We start from the raw sequence: 17,846 nt of genomic DNA, 5'->3' as shown, positions 1-17,846 counted from the left end.
TTACACTGCAATCCCCACCTGGTTAAAAGGGTGTGCCGGTGAAGCTTATTCTCACCGCTCAACAGATACTTTTTTTCGAAGTCGTAAGCCTAGGATTTTTAACCATCCTCCAAAATCTACTAAGACAGCTCCCTCCACTAAGGCCGATATGGCTAGTAGTTCGACTAAGAAAATTCCTGTTGATGTATTCGCGCTTTATCAGTCGACAGGAACGGGAGGCTTTAACGCTACTAAGTCTGATATCTCGGTTTTGAAGTCTCCAAAATTCATTCTTGCGATACTTATCGGTGTCGTGGCCATTGGCAAATTTCTATGGGATTTATCTTATGTACTATCTGATTCTGATGTGGGTGAAGTTCAAACGGTTGATTCGCCAGCTGCCGTTCCCGACTCGGCTACTCTATCCAATTCGACTAACGTTCCAGTACCTAAAAATGTTCCTATCGAAGATGGGGAAAGTTCTGTTCGGGTGGGTTCTAGCAATGCTACTTCTCAAGCTTCTATTGAAAGTCTTTTTGATGCTGTGAATCCTTTCTTTGATGCTTTTCCAGTATTCAACGGCTCTACAGCGGTTTATCTTACGTCTGTAAATAGAAAGGTTTATCCAAAGGGCTTTGGTGAGCATTCGGATTTTGTGTTTAGGATAGATAAAGGTGTAGACACTTTTTATATACGCTCGGCTGTTTTGAATCGCTATGGTTACCGTTTTGAATTGATTGATGATTGCTTGATTCAAGTGCGCTCTAAATCAGTGTCGAGGGTTCTAACGTGTCCACCTACATCAAGTGGAGTCGCTATTGCTTCTGACAGTAGTGAATTGATGAGTGGTAGGGTTGAGAATGTTCAAAATTCTGTAGATATTTTTAGTATGTGATTGGTTATTGATGTTTAGTTAAGCTCGCTTTCTGCTGCTATAAGCTTGCTTGTAGAGCATAAAGGAGCAACAAACGAAGTTTGTATTGTGTGGCTTTCTAAAAGCTCTCAGTGCGTATTATGTACGTTATGTTAAATATTATTTGGGTTTTATAAGGTTGGACTCTTTGGATGATGCCCTGCCTTCGTATTTTGTTGTTATTATTTAGTTTTATACTGTGTATTTAACCAAAATAGCTATTTACCATAAAATACCTAATAAACATATTTCTTAATCTTCATTTAAGAAATATGTTTATTAGGTGTTAAGCATTAATCTATTAATTGCTTCTGTTATCTCTTTGGTTCGTACAGGCTTCGTTACGAAATCATTCATGCCTACATTTAGGCACGAATATCTGTCTTCTATTGATGTGTGCGCTGTCAACGCAACGATTGGTGTTTCGATATTGGCATCTCTAATGTATTTCGTTGTGGTTAAGCCATCCATTACTGGCATCGACACGTCCATTAAAATAATGTCTATCCGATCGTTGTCTTTCTCGATAAAGTTAAGTGCTTCTTCACCGTTACTTGCAATAAAAACTTCGTGCCCTTGTCGCGTTAGGATTAACTTGATCACCATTTGATTCGTTGGGTTATCTTCAACAACTAAAACTGCATAGCGACTTCTTAGCTTTCGAGAGCGTTTATTTGCTTTAGTGCAATCCTGTTTGTTCATTGCTCTAGTGAGCACGGGTAAATGCACTTTGAACTTAGAACCTTTGCCTAGCTTACTCTCTACGCTAATGCGACCACCCATCAATTCAACAAGTCGTTTAGTGATAGCTAAGCCCAAACCTGTACCACCAAACCTACGTGTGATTGTGCTATCGGCTTGTACGAACGGGCTGAACAATGACGAAATTTGCTGTGAGCTAATGCCAATCCCGGTATCTTCTACCGTTATATCAAAAGAGCTCTGTTGGTAATCAATCGATACATGAACATGTCCATATTCGGTGAACTTTATCGCGTTACCAATCAGATTAAATAGAATCTGTGTTAAGCGAGTTGGATCGGTATAATGAAGTTTCCCTTCAGGTATATAACTCGTGGAGGTTAACTCCAACCCCTTATTGTCTGCTGTCTTCTTTTGTTCAGATAACACAAAAGTTACAGCGTCTCTTATGTCGCTCCATTGAGGAGCCAAAGAGAAACTTCCAGACTCGATTTTAGAAAAATCCAACACGTCACTGATAATTGCTAACAAAAGCTCAGATGATGTACTCATATTAAGCAGTATAGACTGTTGTTCTTCATCTAACTGTGTTGACTTTAGTGTGTCGATTAAGCCTATGACTGCGTTTAATGGCGTTCTTAACTCATGACTCATCATTGCTAAGAATTCAGACTTTGCCTTGTTGGCTCTTTCTGCTTCTTTTCTTGCTGTGACAAGCTCCGCTGTTCGCTTTCGAACGGTGGCTTCGAGTTTCTCTTTATTTTCTATATCAAACACCGCTCGTTCAATTAGAGGACGAAAACGGCTTAGGGTAGCTTTGGTTTCAATATCAAAATACTTAGTGTTGGAATGAATAAAGATAATAACGGATTGAGTTAATCCACTATCGATGCCGGTGATCAAAACAGAGTTAATTTGGTCGAGTATGATAGGATGCAAAGAGTTAAATTCACCCAACGATTTGGGTTCAAAAAGGATAACGCATTCTCCATTGATGACTCGCGATAGTTTGCCGCTATCACTCCATTTTATCTTTCCAAATACTCTATTATTGGTTAACAAAGTTTTGAATTTCCCTTCATTCCCGACCCTTGAGATCACGATAAAATCATCGAATTTTATGTATTTTTTGAGTACAAATTCAATACTAGAGAATATTTCTGCAATGTTGCTCGCTTTACTGATAGCCGAAATGGTTGATAGGATCACCCTATTTTCTTCAGCTAATTTTCGTTCACGTGATTTTAGTTTTTGCAGTTCAATACGGGCTTCTTGCAGCTCTTCTTGACCTTCAGAACTCATTATTTTTTTAGCCTATAGAAAGTTGCTGACGACACCATTAAATTTCCATGTGCATTTTCGCCGCCAGAGAGTCTACCTTGTTCACCAAATGTGAAAGAGCAAATGTAAGGTAGTCCATCAAGTGCTTGATTTATTTGGTTGCATACCTCATCCATATCTTGTTTTAGGTTTAACATCGGACCTGCACAGAATATATTGATAGCCCCCAGTTTTTCCTCAAAGTCCATATCATTATAATAAGATGAATGAATAATGTTGGCTGCGCGGCCTATTAATTGTTGTTTGCAGCCTTGCATCAAATAGATGGTATCGCCTTCATTTATGTCGGTAAATAACTCGATCCCGTTGTTTTCGGTTTCTCGGATTGAATGCGACAACTTGAAATATGGGTAGTCGTATGAAGAACCTACTTTCCTACCCAATGGATAGACAGAAGACTTTTCGAATATATAGCCGTCATCACTGTCACCTAAGTGGAAATTGGTCCATTCATTATAAACAGTGACAGCAGGCCTATGATCGATCTCCAACAATACTCTGTTTCTGACTTTAGTCACGGTACCAGAGTACTGTGTGGGTGTGTGACCGGCGCTTAAGGATGAATATATCGATTGAGAAGCGAACACCGCCATTAGAGACAAACCGTTAACAGAGAGAGACTCTTCGGTGAATATGCTCCAATTGCCGGAAACCTGATTATCTGCAGCACTGCCTCCAATAATTGGTACGGCGGTTCCAAACTTTTTGTCTATGGCTGCCATGATTTTTTCTTCATTGCCAGGCGTAGAATGAAGCAAGATTAAATCGGGTATTTCGCCTTCTCGATTGGCGTTTTTAAGTGCTTTGTCGATCGCTCGGAAGGTGTTTTTTTCTATAGAATCACCGAAGTGCTCGATACCCGTTCCGTAGGCGTTGATCCCTGTATCATAAATGATAAGCGCACCAATCACAGGGCCAGAGTGGAACCCTGTTTCGGTCATTATGCCGTGACAAGTAGTGCATCCATGGATGGGAGTATGAGGAAGAGCGTTGACCAAATGTTGCTGCACAGCTAACGTTGAGTACTCTTCTGTGCAGTAGCAAATAAGACAGGCGATATCATCGCTTTTTAATACTCCGGAGAGCAACTCATCGACCGCTACTTTATAATCTAAGGAATAAGAGACTTTTGATAGAAATTTCATAGATTGCTGAAGGATTAATTAATGTTCTCTTTATAACACTTTAATGCACTGTGTTTCACTGATTTAGTATATGTTTCTACAAAAGTATCGATGCGTGATTCAGTTTGCTTTAGATAGATTTACAGAATACGTACTGACCTGTTGTGGGAATGTAACCTTTATTGAGGCAGTTTCATCGTTGGTTTGTAATAGCCAATGAGAGACCCCGTTTGGTTCTAAGGTTCCGCTGCCATCATAATTAATGATGAATTTACCAGTTTCGGATGTTTTGATTGAATACCCCTTGCTATAACCTGAAATTAAAACATTATGTTGTTCAATACCAAATTGACAAGGTTTGGAAACTATACAGTCTATTGTTTCGTCGTTAACGTATGTTACTGTTCTCCAAGTAAATACAGCTATTAAAATAACCAACATGATGATAATTTGAACAAGCCTGCCTTTTGTTAGCTTCTGTGCTGCCATTATAATCTTTACTCCTTGTTACAAAGTTCAAAGTTTTTAAAGAAAAATCCAATTCCGGACCATGCGTAAGGTTACTACTCTGTCATTGATTTGTTAATTCAAGTATAGTGTCGCGTTGAAAATGCCACTTTTTTTTAAAATCAGCAAGTGGAAATAAAGTCATGAATAGGCTGAATTTCCTTTTCTAATTTGGGTGGCATTACGACGTGAGTCGTGTTGGAAGTAAAGTGTAGTAAATAAGAAATTGGAAGCATGCAAATGAGCCAAGAAAAGCAGCTTGAACAAAACTACAACTATACGGTCGTCCGTCAATTTACCCTCGTTACAATTTTGTGGGGTATTGTCGGTATGGGCGTTGGTGTTTTGATTGCCGCTCAATTAGTTTGGCCACAGCTAAACTTTGATACGCCGTGGCTGACGTACAGTCGTTTACGTCCCCTGCATACTAATGCGGTTATTTTTGCGTTCGGTACAAGTGCGCTGTTTGCAACATCATATTATGTTGTACAACGTACCTGTCAGACGCGTCTCTTTGGTGGCCCTCTCGTAGCCTTTACCTTTTGGGGTTGGCAAGCGATTATCCTGTCCGCTGCAATTACTTTACCGTTAGGTATGACCTCTGGTAAAGAATACGCAGAACTTGAATGGCCAATCGATATTGCTATTACTCTTGTGTGGGTAGCTTATGCGGTCGTGTTCTTTGGAACTATGATTAAGCGTAGGACCTCGCATATTTACGTAGCAAACTGGTTCTTCGGAGCTTTCATCATCACGGTTGCCGTGTTGCACATCGTTAACAGCCTTTCTGTTCCTGTATCTGCGTTTAAATCGTACTCGATTTATGCAGGCGCAATCGATGCAATGGTACAATGGTGGTACGGACACAATGCGGTAGGCTTCCTATTGACAGCTGGTTTCCTAGGTATGATGTACTACTTCGTTCCTAAACAAGCTGGTCGCCCTGTTTATTCTTACCGTCTGTCGATTGTTCACTTCTGGGCTCTTGTGTCTCTGTATATCTGGGCTGGTCCTCACCACCTGCACTACACTGCACTTCCCGACTGGACTCAGTCTCTAGGTATGGTTATGTCTTTGGTTCTGTTTGCTCCTTCTTGGGGTGGCATGATCAACGGTATTATGACTCTATCAGGTGCTTGGCATAAGCTTCGCTATGACCCAATCCTACGTTTCCTAATCGTTTCTCTATCATTCTACGGTATGTCGACTTTCGAAGGCCCTATGATGGCAATCAAAACGGTTAACGCACTATCTCACTACACGGACTGGACTATCGGTCACGTTCACTCTGGTGCGTTAGGTTGGGTTGCAATGGTTTCTATCGGTTCGGTTTACCACTTAGTTCCTAAACTATTTGGTCAAGAGCGTATGTACTCTGTATCTCTAATCAATGTTCACTTCTGGTTAGCAACGATTGGTACGGTTTTCTACATTGTTGCGATGTGGATTTCTGGTGTGATGCAAGGTTTGATGTGGCGTGCAGTTAACTCTGACGGTACGTTGACTTATAGCTTTGTAGAGTCAGTAGAAGCGTCTTATCCGTTCTACTTTGTACGTTTCTTAGGTGGCTTCATCTTCCTATCTGGTATGTTCTTACTGGCATACAACACGTACAAAACTGTTTCAGCACCTAAAGATAGCCTTAAAGCTATCCCTCAACCGGCTTAAGGAGATTTAGAATGAGCTCAAATTCAAATAATCGCCATGAGTTGGTCGAGAAAAATGTTGGCTTACTAGCGATCTTGATCGTTATTGCTATCAGCTTTGGTGCTTTAGTAGAGATCACTCCTCTTATTTTCCAAAAACAGACAACAGAACCTGTAGAAAACCTACGAGTTTACTCTGCTCTGGAAATGGAAGGTCGTGATATCTATATCCGCGAAGGTTGTAACGTATGTCACAGCCAAATGATTCGCCCTTTCCGCTCTGAAACTGAACGTTACGGCCACTACTCAGTAGCTGGCGAAAGCGTTTGGGAACATCCATTCCTATGGGGTTCTAAGCGTACTGGTCCTGATCTAGCGCGTGTTGGTGACCGTTACTCTGATGAGTGGCACCGTGTTCACCTTCTAGATCCTCGTGAACTTGTTCCTGAATCAAACATGCCAGGTTTCCCTTGGCTTGCTGAGAATGTACTTGATGGCAAATTGACTCAACAGAAGCTTGAACTCTTCCGTAATCAATTTGGTGTTCCTTACACAGACGAACAAATTGCTAACGCTAAACAAGATGTTGAAGGAAAAACAGAGATGGATGCAATCATCGCTTACCTTCAATCGCTTGGCCACGCAATGAAATAAGGAATAATTATGGACATTATTACATTTCAAAGTGTTTGGACTGTGACTGTTTTTGCTTGCTTCATCGGTATCGTTTGGTGGGCATACGGCAAGAACCGTAAATCACGTTTCGACGAAGACGCGAACCTAGTGTTTGCTGATGACGAGCCAGCAACAAGTTCTAAAAATGAAGGAGTGACAAAGTAATGAGTACATTCTGGAGTATCTGGGTTAGTGCGATTACGATTGGTACCCTAATTGGTTGTGCGGTCTTACTTCGTTGGTGTTTTAAAGATAAAACAGGCGTAGAAGAGGGTCACGATATGGGCCATGAATACGACGGTATTCGTGAGCTCAATAACCCACTACCTAAATGGTGGACGTACCTTTTCGTTAGTACAATTGTGTTTGCAGCTGTTTATCTTGCTCTATACCCTGGCCTTGGTAACTTTAAAGGTCTACTAGGTTGGACGAGTTCAAACCAAACAGTTCGTAGCGTAGAAGAGTCTCGCTCTGCAATCGCTGCAGCTCAAGCTAACAAACAGTTAGACGAATACGCTAAAGAGCTTGATGATGCAAATACCTACTTTGGTGAAGCGTTTAAAAAGCTAGCTCACGACGAAAACGGCCTACGTTCTGTCCCTGACATTGCATCAGATACTGACGCAATCAAAGTGGGTCAGCGTTTGTTCCTGCAAAACTGTTCTCAGTGTCACGGCTCTGATGCTCGTGGTCAGAAAGGTTTCCCTAACCTAACTGACGACGCGTGGCTATATGGCGGTGAGCCACAAGCTATTGTGACGACGATCATGCACGGTCGTGTTGGTCAAATGCCAGGCTGGAAAGATGCACTTGGTGAGCAAGGCGTTAAAGAAGTGGTGAGCTACACGCTTAGCCTTTCTGGACGTAGTGTGAACGCACGTGAAGCAGAAGCTGGTAAAGCACGTTTCGTCGTGTGTGCTGCGTGTCATGGTACTGATGGTAAGGGTAACCCTGCTGTAGGTGCGCCTGACCTAACAGACCGCGATTGGTTGTTCGGCGATTCTCGCGCTGATGTCACTGAAACAGTAATGAACGGACGTTCTGGCGTAATGCCTGCTTGGAAAGATATTCTAGGCGAAGACAAAGTTCAGCTTGTTGCATCATACGTGTGGAGTTTAAGCAACTCAGATAATAAGTAACATTTCAATAACAGCCTCTTTCTAAGAGGCTGTCTTTCCTTTATTTTATAACCCCTTCTTTTTATTCTTTTTTGAGATATTTTTTATGGTAAAGCCTTGGTATAAACAGTTTTGGCCGTGGTTCTTAATCGCGTTGCCGGCGACAGTAGTTATTTGGACCATCATGACGGTTATTGTGTTTACAGAGAACTCTGTAGATTTGGTGACTGAGGATTACTATAAAAAAGGAAAAGGCATTAATGTCGATATTTCGAAAGTAAACATCGCTAAAGAACTTGGCCTCTCGGCTTCAATTAATGAGAAAGGTAACTCTGTTATCATTACTCTAGATAAAGGCAAACTAGATCACTTCCCTGCTATTAACGCAATGTTCGTTCACAGAACACTGCCTGACCGTGATTTCACTCAGCTGCTTACCGCTGATGCGAGCGGCAATTACACGTTGACTCTAGACCACGAAATGCAAGGTCCATGGTTTATCGAGCTTTCTCCGCATAACTCTGAATGGTTAGTGCAAGGCCGCATGAACTTCCCTATTGAAACTTCTACTCAACTAACGAACTAAAGCTTATGTGTGAATCCTGTTATCACTGCGGTGAAGATGTACCAGCGGAAACGGATTTTAAAGTAGAGATCTTAGGAGCGACTCGAAAGATGTGTTGTCCGGGCTGCGAAACCGTAGCCCAAACAATCGTTGATAGCGGTTTGGTTTCTTACTACCAATATCGTACCGCTTCTGCTGAAAAAGCGGATCTAGTGCCAGAGCAACTGCTGGCACTCAGTCATTACGACAACGAAGATGTTCAGTTAGAATTCGTTCGTTGCTCTGAAAATACCTCTGAAGTGACATTGTCACTTGAAGGCGTCTCTTGTGCAGCCTGTGCATGGCTTATTGAAAAGCAAGTTTCTTCAAAGGCCGGGGTCGCTAGCATTCGTGTTAATACCACCACTAATCGTGCCCTGCTTAGTTGGGATAATACGCAAGTGAAACTTAGCGAGTTGTTATCGGCAATCCATACACTAGGTTACAAAGCTGCACCTTTTGAAGCCGATCAACAAGAAGCCGCCTATCATCGCTCGATGAAAAACTACCTCTATCGTCTTGGTGTTGCTGGTTTGGCGACCATGCAAGTCATGATGTTGGCAGTGGCACTTTATCTTGAAGTGTTTGGTAGCCTAGAGCCTGAATTCAAGAGTTACTTCCGCTGGGTTAGTTTGATCTTCGCAACCCCTGTCCTGCTCTACTCAGCGCTACCTTTCTATATTAATGCATGGCGAAGCATTAAAGGCCGAACACTAGGCATGGATGTTCCTGTGTCGATTGCTCTGCTATTTGCTTATGTTGCGAGTGTAGTGGCAACAGTTACAGAGCAAGGCGAAGTGTTCTTTGAATCAATCTCAATGTTCACCTTCTTCCTTCTACTTGGTCGTTTCCTTGAAATGCGCGCTCGTCGTAAAGCGGCAGCAGCTAGCGGTAACCTGCTTAAGTTAGTTCCTGCGATGGCGACAACGTTAGATGGCGATCAAGTTCCGGTAAAAACCTTGAAGGTTGGCGATCAGATTCGCGTTCTTCCTGGCGAGCATATTCCTGCGGATGGCAAAGTACTGTCTGGCAGAATTCACATTGATGAATCCATGCTGACTGGCGAATCTATTCATGTGGTTAAGAATGAAGGCGATACCGTCTTTGCTGGCACATTGAATGGTGACGAATCGTTTGAATTAGAGGTAATGACGTCTAAAGCGGATTCGGTGATCTCCAATATCGTTCGCCTGCAAGATGAAGCACAACTGTCTAAACCTCGCATCGCAGAAATCGCTGATGTTGTGGCTCGATACTTTGTCGCTGTGATTCTGATTATTTCATTCGGCACCTGGTTTTACTGGCACCAAACACGCCCTGAAGACGCGTTTTGGATCATGCTTTCAGTACTCGTCGCGACTTGTCCGTGTGCTCTATCGCTTGCTACACCGACAGCGATTACCTGCTCAACGTCTCGTATGGGTAACTTTGGTATCTTGCTGCGTAAAGGCCATGTGTTTGAAACCTTGTGTAAAGTGAACCACTTAATCATCGATAAAACAGGCACATTGACTGAGGGTGATATTCGTATCAGCCAAGTGGAAACCTTCGCTGAACTTGATAAAGACACTTGTCTCAAAGTAGCGGCGAGCTTGGAGCAACACGCTAACCACCCTATCGCTAAAGCGTTTAAGACCTATGTTTCAGAGGGTATCGAAGTAGTATCTGTTAATAACGTGATTGGCTCGGGTATTACTGGCGAGTGGAATGGTCAAGAAGTAGCGATCGGTAGTAGTGAGTTCATTCTTGGTGAATCTCAACCTTCCGAAAGTAATGGCATCTACCTGTCGTTAGCTGGCCGCCATATCGCGACATTTATTTATGAAGACCCGATTCGTAAAGAAAGTATTGAGTTCATTAAGCAATTCAAAGAAGCGGGTATTAAAACCACCTTGCTGACTGGTGATTCGTTGATTAACGCGAAGCCTGTTGCTGAAGAGATTGGTATTACCGATATCGTCGCGAATGCAAAACCTGAAGATAAGCTTGCTTACCTCAACTCTAGAGACGCAAGTGACATCACAATGATGGTTGGCGACGGAATTAACGATGCCCCTATTCTTGCGGGTGCTCACCTTTCTGTCGCTATGGGCGGCGGTACAGACGTGGCCAAAGCTTCTGCAGATATGGTCTTGTTGGGTGATAAGCTCGATAGATTACTTAAGTCCCGTACTTTGGCGCTAAAAACGCGTAGGATAATCCGTGAAAACCTAGCTTGGTCACTAGGATATAACTTACTTATTCTTCCATTGGCTGTCGCAGGTTTGGTTGCTCCATACATTGCCGTTGTTGGCATGTCTGCTAGCTCTATTATTGTTGTGTCTAACTCGTTAAGGCTTTTAAAAGAGCAAGGTAAATAATGGAAAGTTTATACATCCTCATTCCAATAGCGATCGTACTTGTGTGCATCGCAGTCGGAATCTTTCTATGGGCAGTAAAGAGCGAGCAGTTTGAAGATCTTGAACGCCAAGGCCATAGTATTCTATTCGATGAAGACAGCCATGCTCACAATAACTCTGACAACAAACCAGCTGCGGACAGGAAAGCCGATGTGAGCGCCCTTGCCGTTAGAGAAAATCACGTTAGCGTAGAAAGTCAAACTAGTTTAGAAAAAAAGAATGATGACACCTGATTGGATCGGCGCTTTTGTTGTTGGATTGATAGGCTCAGGTCATTGCATGGGAATGTGTGGTGGCATCGCTTCGCTTCTTTCTATTGGCAACACTAAACCTTTCCCTGTTATTCCCCTCCTGTATAACCTTGGACGCCTATTAAGCTATGCCGTAATTGGTGGCGTGATTGGCGGTGCAATTTCATCGATTGGTCAACTAAGCGATTTCAATGCTTTGCTTGGTTGGCTTCGTCTGTTTGCAGCCCTCTTTATGATCATCTTAGGGTTGTATATTGGAAAATGGTGGTTTGGCTTGTTGTTTTTCGAAAGAATCGGACAGAAATTATGGCGTTATATATCACCGATAGGTAAATCATTTCTGCCATTGAAGCACCCCAGCCATGCTTTACCATTTGGTTTCATCTGGGGTTGGCTTCCATGTGGCCTTGTTTATTCAATGCTTACGTGGGCAGCGGTATCTGGAAGCTGGTATAACGGAGCGGGCATCATGCTAGCCTTCGGTTTAGGGACCCTTCCAGCAATGTTAACCGTTGGTATGGGGGCTAATTTCTTCAAGAAACTGCAACAAGTTGACTTATTTCGTCAGTTAGGCGCAATTTTAATCCTAATTTACGGCTTTTATACTGGATATATGGCTCTACACCTTATTATTTATACCGTATAACTGTTCTTTAAACCCGGTTTTTTTACTACCCTTTAGGATTAAGGAATGCTAAAATATTGATGTATGTCAAATAGTGAAAGATTGTTATGATTTCTGAAAAGCCTGCGACGAAACGTGTTCAGTCTGGTGGTTGTGCAATCCATTGCCAGGATTGTAGTATTAGCCAGCTCTGTATCCCATTTACTTTGAATGAATCTGAACTCGATCAACTTGATCAGATCATTGAAAGAAAAAAGCCCATTCAAAAAGGGCAAGAGTTATTTAAAGCCGGTGACGAGCTTAAATCTCTGTATGCTATTCGCTCTGGAACGATCAAGAGCTATACGATTACCGAGCAAGGTGATGAGCAGATTACTGCGTTCCACTTAGCTGGTGACCTTGTTGGCTTCGATGCGATTACCGGTGATCTACACCCTAGTTTTGCTCAAGCACTAGAAACTTCTATGGTATGTGAAATCCCATACGAAATTCTTGATGACCTATCGGGGAAAATGCCTAAATTGCGTCAGCAAATTATGCGCCTGATGAGTAATGAGATTAAAGGTGACCAAGAAATGATTCTGCTTCTTTCTAAAAAGAATGCGGAAGAGCGTCTTGCAGCATTCCTTTACAATCTTTCTACTCGGTTCTCTCAACGCGGCTTCAGCCCTAGAGAGTTCCGTTTAACGATGACTCGCGGCGATATTGGTAACTACCTAGGTCTAACTGTAGAGACGATCAGTCGTCTTTTGGGTCGTTTCCAAAAAGCTGACATCTTGAGCGTTAAAGGCAAATACATCACTATTGAAGATCATGATACGTTGATGGAACTCGCTGGTGTTTCAAAAGAATAGTCTAGATATCAATGATGTAGCTTAATAATGAGCTACATCATATTTCTCCCTTAAAACTTCTTATATTTCTCTTCATCTCTCTATAACTGCGCTACATTACTTATATGTTCGTTCTGAAAAGTAGGCTTAGTTATGAGTATCTATAACAAAATTTTAGTTGTCGCTGACATTAATCACGATGAGCAACCTGCTCTAGTTCGTGCTATCCAACTTGCGAAGAAAAGCACCTCAACAAGCCATATCACTTTCTTTTTGTCGATCTATGACTTCTCGTATGAGATGACATCGATGCTCTCTGTCGACGAAAGGGACGCAATGCGCAGAGGAGTCATTCATCAGCGTGAAATCTGGATGAATAAAGTAGCAGAACCTTACCTTGATGATTCTATTGAATTCAACGTTAAAGTCGTGTGGCACAACCGCCCATACGAGGCGATCATTGCAGAAGTATACAGTGGTGACCACGATATCTTAATCAAAGGTACGCGCAAGCACGATACTTTAGAATCTGTTATTTTCACTCCAACTGACTGGCACCTACTTAGAAAATGCCCTAGCCCTGTGCTGCTGGTTAAAAACGACTTCTGGCCTGATGATGCGAAGATTTTTGCTTCGGTTCACGTAGGCTCAGAGACAGAAGCTCACTTAGAGCTCAACGATACGATGGTCGACAGATTACTAGAGATCACGGGCCGTTTGGATGCAGAACCATTCTTGGTAAATGCCTACCCTGTGACACCGGCGAATATTACAATCGAATTACCAGAGTTCGATCCGACCTCTTACACTGACGCCGTTCGTGGCCATCACTTAACAGCAATGAAAGCATTGCGCCAGAAGCACGGTATGTGTGAAGAACAAACTGTGGTTGAGCAAGGTTTACCAGAAGATGTGATTCCACGCGTCGCGTCTGAAAATAACGCTGCTATGGTAATTCTAGGTACAACGGGTCGTACTGGCTTGTCTGCCGTGTTTATTGGTAATACCGCAGAACACGTGATCGATAAGATTAACTGTGACGTGTTGGCTCTTAAACCGTCTGGTTACGTTAGCCCATTAGATCCTAACCTTTCGAAAGGTTAAGTCGTTTAAGCATAGACCCCCACTACAAGTTCATCTCATAAAAAAACGCCTCAAGCAGTGCTTGAGGCGTTTTTGTTTGTTTAATCGTTATCTACAAAGTAGTTTTAGCGAGAATCGTCTCGTTATACGTTAGTCACGTCGATGAACATTGACTCATCAATGTTAGAAGATGAAATTTCCGCTTCTTGGAATTCGTACTCTTCACGTTCACCGCTACGGTCTAATGGAAGGTTTACGAAATCGAACAGTTCACGGTCAGCCAGTTGGCTTGGGCTAACGTTCTGGATTGATTTGAAGATCTTCTCAACACGGCCCGGAGTTTTCTTGTCCCAATCAATTAGCATCGCTTTGATGTTCTGACGCTGTAGGTTCTCTTGTGAGCCACATAGGTTACAAGGAATGATTGGGAACTCTTTGTGTTCTGCGTATTTGACTAGGTCCGTTTCACGACAGTAAGTCAGTGGACGAATAACAACGTTACGACCGTCATCAGAACGAAGCTTCGGTGGCATTGCCTTTAGACGTGCACCGTGGAACATGTTCAGGAACATAGTTTCAACGATGTCATCAAGGTGATGACCCAATGCGATCTTAGTTGCACCAATCTTCTCAGCGAACGAATACAAAGTACCACGGCGCAGACGAGAACATAGACCACACGTTGTTTTACCTTCTGGCACCTTCTCTTTAACCACTGAGTATGTATCCTTATCTACGATGTAGTAAGGAATGTTCAGCGTTTCAAAGTATTCAGGAAGAATGTGCTCAGGGAACCCAGGTTGTTTTTGATCTAGGTTTACCGCTACAACATCAAACTTGATAGGTGCTGCTTCACGTAAACGTAGCAAAATGTCTAGCATCGCAAATGAATCTTTACCGCCACTAATACATGCCATTACTACGTCATTCTCTTCGATCATGTTGTAGTCGATGATGGCATTTCCAACATTTCTTCTCAGACGTTTCTGAAGTTTGTTGAATTCAAGTGTTTCTTTTCTATTATCGTTTTGGTTCATTGCGACTCTCACACCGTCGTGTTATCGACTGTAGATTGCTAGTGGGACTGTTTTAGGGCGTGGATTATACGGATTTTTATTTGAGGTTGAAATAGTAACGGCAGGATAAACAAGGCGAGTAATAGAAAGATTCGGTTTTATCTTGCGATAATGGCTATGATTTTTCGTTGAGCTCTAAGATTTTGAGAAAAGCAGGTATTCACAGATACGAATCACATGTTAATAGAAAAAGAAAAGCAGCCTATTCCTATAAGGTTCGGCTGCTTTTCGTGGTGCGGTTTAAGTTCTAGTTATACGTGTTCGGCAAACTCTATTGCGCAGGAATGTACGGTAATACGCGAATGGTTGGCTCTGGTAACGTGATACTGTCACTTCCATTCAATTCTGCTAGGGTAAACTTTGCGCGCCCTTGTGTGATTGGGATCTGTTTACCGTTAGACAAAGCTATGTAGCCTTCAAGTTTGTTGTCAAATTCTAAAGTTAACCCTTGGATGTCCGGCGTGAACCAACTGGAGAACATACCGCTGACGTCTTCTAGCATCGTTTGCATTTGTGGTAGTAGGTTCTCCAGCTGCGTAATTTCAACCGTTCCAGCCAAAGGTTCTTGAGTCATAACAACCAAAGAATACGCACATTCTTGCTCTTGCGTTTGCACAAAGATAAGAGGATTTGCTGAACGGAGGTTTTGGTCGACAGGTAGAAGCAGTTCATGTGTTGGAGACACTTTTAGTTCTTCGTAGTGCTCTTCTTTTTCCATCCAGGCTTTGCTGATGTGGCAAATTGTTTTAGCTTGTTGATCCACAAAGAAGACCGCAACTTTGACGTCATCGTGCCCTTCTTTGGTGTTGTTTTTAAGTTGTGTATAGAGCTTAGAATACGTGAACATGTACTCTTGTGCTGCAGCGGGTAAAGAGACCCCAAGGCTTAGTGAGGCTAATAAAGCGAGTGCTGTCTTTTTCATTTTTATAATCTTGTCGAAGTTGAGCGTTTATAAATAGAAAGAGCAGCCAGTGAGCTGCTCTTTATGTGATGTAGATTGACTTAGCCGACTATGAAAGGCTGCCAACTGATATCAAATCGAGTTACTTTTTCCAGTATACCTCGTTGTGACGGATCATAGCTTGTAAATCAGTCACATAGTCTGAACCTCGCTCAGAATATTTTAACAAGCCATTGGTAAGCTCTGTAGCGGTGCCTGTCGTTAGCAAATCATCGCCTCGTGCCGCAAGCTTGGCGCGGATCGCTCTTAAATTAGCATAAGCACGATTTCGGTTAAGGTTCATGAAGTAACGGTGTACTGACTCTTGGCTTGAAGAGAATGTTGCCACTTCATGGGAGCTACCTTCGTTACGTTGTAGCGGAACAAGACCACAACCTTTGGTGTAACACCAGTGTCCGAAATAGTTGTTCGCTTGGGTTGCAAAGCGCGATGTCCCCCAAGCCGACTCGTTTGCCGCCTGAGTTAACACAAGCGCTTCAGGCAAGACGTTTACGCGATTAAACATTTCTGTAAGCCAAGCTTTATCTAAGCCTGATGAAGGCACAGGCAAGCTGTACAATTTACCTAACCTTATAGCGTATGACAAATCTTCCGCATCGATGTTCGCAATGCTTGATTCAGAAACCTTAGTCAAAAACGCGCGCTCTTTAGTTATGCGTTTGTTTTCGATGTTGATGCTTGGACGTAGATAAGAAAAGAAGGTGTCTTTTTTCTTGTTTACATCATCAATGGCTGCAAAGTTTGGTGTGCTTGAGGAAACTGTCAAGTCACCAAACTGATCAGTCGAATTGGAGCTTTGATCTGTCGTACGTCGACGCTCCTCTTCTTGGTAAATATAAGGACCAATCAGTGAGATAGATCCAACAAGAGCCAGTGTTGTTACTTTAAGCGCGAGTGACTTTCCAGCGCTTGCGCGAACATTATTATGCATCGAACACCTGTGGGTTTTTGTTGTTACTGTCGTTATTACCGCTGCCGTCGTTATTGTCGTCATCGTCTTTTGGTCTGCCTGACGCTATAAGCTTTAACTTAATGCCAAACATTTCACGGTAAAGAATACCTTTCACGTGGAAAAAGAATGGAAGAACGAAAATTAAACCAATGCCATACATCATCGCCGCAATGATGAACATCAACATCACCATTAAGTAGATAGACGCGATAGTGAGGATTTTCTTGTTTACGGCCCGCAAAGAAAGCAACAGTGATTGCATTGGCGGTACTTTTTTATCGCAAATCAACAGAATTGCATGGCTAAATGCAAGTGAGAAGTAGATAGAAAGGAACGGGAGTATCATCCCCGCGATACCTTGTAGCATAAGGCTGAACAAAGTGACTAAGATAACAGGCACTGTAAATTGTAGACCTTTACCTATGTGACGAGTCTTGGTTTGTAAGCCTGCGGCGTGGCTCATTGCCATTAAGCTAATACCAGCGTAAATAGGAGCGCTGACTACTTCATAGCTAAAGTTAGCAATGAAAATAGATTCAACGATTTGTGGGGTGAAAGCCTCTGGGTCTATAACGGCATCTAGGATAACCGCAGGATCACCCAGTTGTAATTTTAATGCGATATAAAAAATGGCCAGTTGCACGAACATCAGAGCAACAATAGCAGGAGAGAACGAAAGAAAGTGACTGATGGTTTGTTTCCAAGCCTCTTGGAATACAGCCGTTGCTTTGAGCTCATAATCTCCTGAAAGAGCGCGGTTGATACTACCGCCTAAATTAAAATCTTTTTCGATGTCGTCGTTCATAATGATACCTAGGTGTACTTACTTTATCGAAGCCACCTAACTTATTGATAAAAAATTGTCTTCATTATACTCATATGTCGGATATAAACTAAAATATGAATCTGTAACAAGCTTTGCTTTTAAGTCTTAATGATTAATAATTAAACACTTATTTGGCTGTAAAGCTTGTAAATATCAGTATGGTCAAAGAAGTTTACTTTTACCTGCGAAATTTTTTATCTTCGAATGGTAAAAAGTGCTTTGAATTCACGT

Annotated in this window: 17 protein-coding genes and 1 pseudogene; 11 read left to right on the top strand and 7 right to left on the bottom strand. The window is 42.4% G+C overall.

Going from position 1 to position 17,846, the window contains the following annotated elements:
- Positions 1-874 (top strand): annotated as a pseudogene (locus OCT63_RS14790) (zonular occludens toxin domain-containing protein); the annotation flags it as partial.
- Positions 875-1,171: 297 nt separating this feature from the next.
- On the opposite strand, the gene OCT63_RS14785 reads toward OCT63_RS14790, so the two are convergent.
- The 3 genes from OCT63_RS14785 to OCT63_RS14775 form a co-directional block, all read right to left on the bottom strand.
- Positions 1,172-2,896 (bottom strand): ATP-binding protein, encoded by a 1,725-nt coding sequence (locus tag OCT63_RS14785; RefSeq protein ID WP_269983951.1) that lies wholly within the window; start codon positions 2,894-2,896, stop codon positions 1,172-1,174.
- Positions 2,896-4,080 (bottom strand): FIST signal transduction protein, encoded by a 1,185-nt coding sequence (locus OCT63_RS14780; protein ID WP_269983950.1) that lies wholly within the window; start codon positions 4,078-4,080, stop codon positions 2,896-2,898. The genes OCT63_RS14785 and OCT63_RS14780 overlap by 1 nt, the downstream gene beginning before the upstream one ends.
- A 99-nt stretch (positions 4,081-4,179) precedes the next feature.
- The gene (locus OCT63_RS14775) at positions 4,180-4,548 is read right to left on the bottom strand and encodes a hypothetical protein (RefSeq protein WP_161749351.1); all 369 of its coding nucleotides are present in this window, start codon (positions 4,546-4,548) and stop codon (positions 4,180-4,182) included.
- Between the two features lie 258 nt (positions 4,549-4,806).
- Here OCT63_RS14775 and ccoN point away from each other — a divergent pair, with 258 nt between their 5' ends.
- From ccoN to uspE, 10 genes are all read left to right on the top strand, one after another.
- Positions 4,807-6,234 carry a cytochrome-c oxidase, cbb3-type subunit I gene (ccoN, locus tag OCT63_RS14770; protein ID WP_060467718.1) on the top strand — a complete coding sequence of 476 codons (1,428 nt, stop codon included), beginning with the start codon at positions 4,807-4,809 and terminating at the stop codon, positions 6,232-6,234.
- Positions 6,235-6,245: 11 nt separating this feature from the next.
- Complete coding sequence (gene ccoO, locus OCT63_RS14765) at positions 6,246-6,866, top strand: cytochrome-c oxidase, cbb3-type subunit II (RefSeq protein WP_017057247.1); 621 nt, start codon at positions 6,246-6,248, stop codon at positions 6,864-6,866.
- A 9-nt stretch (positions 6,867-6,875) separates the two neighbouring features.
- On the top strand, positions 6,876-7,052 hold the full coding sequence (locus tag OCT63_RS14760) for a CcoQ/FixQ family Cbb3-type cytochrome c oxidase assembly chaperone (protein ID WP_004742291.1): 177 nt from the start codon (positions 6,876-6,878) through the stop codon (positions 7,050-7,052).
- Positions 7,052-8,026, top strand: coding sequence for a cytochrome-c oxidase, cbb3-type subunit III (gene ccoP, locus OCT63_RS14755; protein WP_017057248.1), 975 nt, complete (start codon positions 7,052-7,054; stop codon positions 8,024-8,026). Before OCT63_RS14760 ends, ccoP begins: the two co-directional genes overlap by 1 nt.
- 85 nt (positions 8,027-8,111) lie before the next feature.
- Positions 8,112-8,591: a FixH family protein gene (locus OCT63_RS14750; protein WP_060467653.1), complete on the top strand. Its 480-nt coding sequence runs from the start codon at positions 8,112-8,114 to the stop codon at positions 8,589-8,591.
- Between the two features lie 5 nt (positions 8,592-8,596).
- On the top strand, positions 8,597-10,969 hold the full coding sequence (locus OCT63_RS14745) for a heavy metal translocating P-type ATPase (RefSeq protein ID WP_269983949.1): 2,373 nt from the start codon (positions 8,597-8,599) through the stop codon (positions 10,967-10,969).
- On the top strand, positions 10,969-11,241 hold the full coding sequence (gene ccoS, locus OCT63_RS14740) for a cbb3-type cytochrome oxidase assembly protein CcoS (protein ID WP_269983948.1): 273 nt from the start codon (positions 10,969-10,971) through the stop codon (positions 11,239-11,241). The genes OCT63_RS14745 and ccoS overlap by 1 nt, the downstream gene beginning before the upstream one ends.
- Positions 11,231-11,905, top strand: a complete 675-nt coding sequence (locus OCT63_RS14735; RefSeq protein WP_269983953.1) for a sulfite exporter TauE/SafE family protein — start codon at positions 11,231-11,233, stop codon at positions 11,903-11,905. The genes ccoS and OCT63_RS14735 overlap by 11 nt, the downstream gene beginning before the upstream one ends.
- An 86-nt stretch (positions 11,906-11,991) precedes the next feature.
- Positions 11,992-12,738: an FNR family transcription factor gene (locus tag OCT63_RS14730; protein ID WP_017057253.1), complete on the top strand. Its 747-nt coding sequence runs from the start codon at positions 11,992-11,994 to the stop codon at positions 12,736-12,738.
- Between the two features lie 132 nt (positions 12,739-12,870).
- The gene (gene uspE, locus OCT63_RS14725; protein WP_017057254.1) at positions 12,871-13,821 is read left to right on the top strand and encodes a universal stress protein UspE; all 951 of its coding nucleotides are present in this window, start codon (positions 12,871-12,873) and stop codon (positions 13,819-13,821) included.
- 122 nt (positions 13,822-13,943) lie between these two features.
- On the opposite strand, the gene ttcA is transcribed toward uspE, so the two are convergent.
- The 4 genes from ttcA to OCT63_RS14705 form a co-directional block, all read right to left on the bottom strand.
- Complete coding sequence (ttcA, locus tag OCT63_RS14720; protein WP_060467656.1) at positions 13,944-14,837, bottom strand: tRNA 2-thiocytidine(32) synthetase TtcA; 894 nt, start codon at positions 14,835-14,837, stop codon at positions 13,944-13,946.
- A gap of 310 nt (positions 14,838-15,147) precedes the next feature.
- On the bottom strand, positions 15,148-15,798 hold the full coding sequence (locus OCT63_RS14715; protein WP_060467657.1) for a DUF2987 domain-containing protein: 651 nt from the start codon (positions 15,796-15,798) through the stop codon (positions 15,148-15,150).
- Between the two features lie 121 nt (positions 15,799-15,919).
- The gene (locus OCT63_RS14710) at positions 15,920-16,768 is read right to left on the bottom strand and encodes a glucosaminidase domain-containing protein (protein ID WP_060467658.1); all 849 of its coding nucleotides are present in this window, start codon (positions 16,766-16,768) and stop codon (positions 15,920-15,922) included.
- The gene (locus OCT63_RS14705; RefSeq protein ID WP_060467659.1) at positions 16,761-17,594 is read right to left on the bottom strand and encodes a hypothetical protein; all 834 of its coding nucleotides are present in this window, start codon (positions 17,592-17,594) and stop codon (positions 16,761-16,763) included. The genes OCT63_RS14710 and OCT63_RS14705 overlap by 8 nt, the downstream gene beginning before the upstream one ends.
- Positions 17,595-17,846: the final 252 nt, after the last annotated feature.

Origin of the sequence: Vibrio sp. RW (assembly GCF_027587105.1) — a bacterium.
Taxonomy (GTDB): Bacteria; Pseudomonadota; Gammaproteobacteria; order Enterobacterales; family Vibrionaceae; genus Vibrio; species Vibrio toranzoniae.
This window is presented reverse-complemented; position numbering and strand designations above follow the sequence as displayed.

What these genes read in the sequence shown, in the direction of transcription:
- OCT63_RS14785 (WP_269983951.1), bottom strand. Translation starts at nt 2,896, where the DNA reads ATGAGTTCTGAAGGTCAAGAAGAGCTGCAAGAAGCCCGTATTGAACTG.
- OCT63_RS14780 (WP_269983950.1), bottom strand. Translation starts at nt 4,080, where the DNA reads ATGAAATTTCTATCAAAAGTCTCTTATTCCTTAGATTATAAAGTAGCG.
- OCT63_RS14775 (WP_161749351.1), bottom strand. Translation starts at nt 4,548, where the DNA reads ATGGCAGCACAGAAGCTAACAAAAGGCAGGCTTGTTCAAATTATCATC.
- ccoN (WP_060467718.1), top strand. Translation starts at nt 4,807, where the DNA reads ATGAGCCAAGAAAAGCAGCTTGAACAAAACTACAACTATACGGTCGTC.
- ccoO (WP_017057247.1), top strand. Translation starts at nt 6,246, where the DNA reads ATGAGCTCAAATTCAAATAATCGCCATGAGTTGGTCGAGAAAAATGTT.
- OCT63_RS14760 (WP_004742291.1), top strand. Translation starts at nt 6,876, where the DNA reads ATGGACATTATTACATTTCAAAGTGTTTGGACTGTGACTGTTTTTGCT.
- ccoP (WP_017057248.1), top strand. Translation starts at nt 7,052, where the DNA reads ATGAGTACATTCTGGAGTATCTGGGTTAGTGCGATTACGATTGGTACC.
- OCT63_RS14750 (WP_060467653.1), top strand. Translation starts at nt 8,112, where the DNA reads ATGGTAAAGCCTTGGTATAAACAGTTTTGGCCGTGGTTCTTAATCGCG.
- OCT63_RS14745 (WP_269983949.1), top strand. Translation starts at nt 8,597, where the DNA reads ATGTGTGAATCCTGTTATCACTGCGGTGAAGATGTACCAGCGGAAACG.
- ccoS (WP_269983948.1), top strand. Translation starts at nt 10,969, where the DNA reads ATGGAAAGTTTATACATCCTCATTCCAATAGCGATCGTACTTGTGTGC.
- OCT63_RS14735 (WP_269983953.1), top strand. Translation starts at nt 11,231, where the DNA reads ATGACACCTGATTGGATCGGCGCTTTTGTTGTTGGATTGATAGGCTCA.
- OCT63_RS14730 (WP_017057253.1), top strand. Translation starts at nt 11,992, where the DNA reads ATGATTTCTGAAAAGCCTGCGACGAAACGTGTTCAGTCTGGTGGTTGT.
- uspE (WP_017057254.1), top strand. Translation starts at nt 12,871, where the DNA reads ATGAGTATCTATAACAAAATTTTAGTTGTCGCTGACATTAATCACGAT.
- ttcA (WP_060467656.1), bottom strand. Translation starts at nt 14,837, where the DNA reads ATGAACCAAAACGATAATAGAAAAGAAACACTTGAATTCAACAAACTT.
- OCT63_RS14715 (WP_060467657.1), bottom strand. Translation starts at nt 15,798, where the DNA reads ATGAAAAAGACAGCACTCGCTTTATTAGCCTCACTAAGCCTTGGGGTC.
- OCT63_RS14710 (WP_060467658.1), bottom strand. Translation starts at nt 16,768, where the DNA reads ATGCATAATAATGTTCGCGCAAGCGCTGGAAAGTCACTCGCGCTTAAA.
- OCT63_RS14705 (WP_060467659.1), bottom strand. Translation starts at nt 17,594, where the DNA reads ATGAACGACGACATCGAAAAAGATTTTAATTTAGGCGGTAGTATCAAC.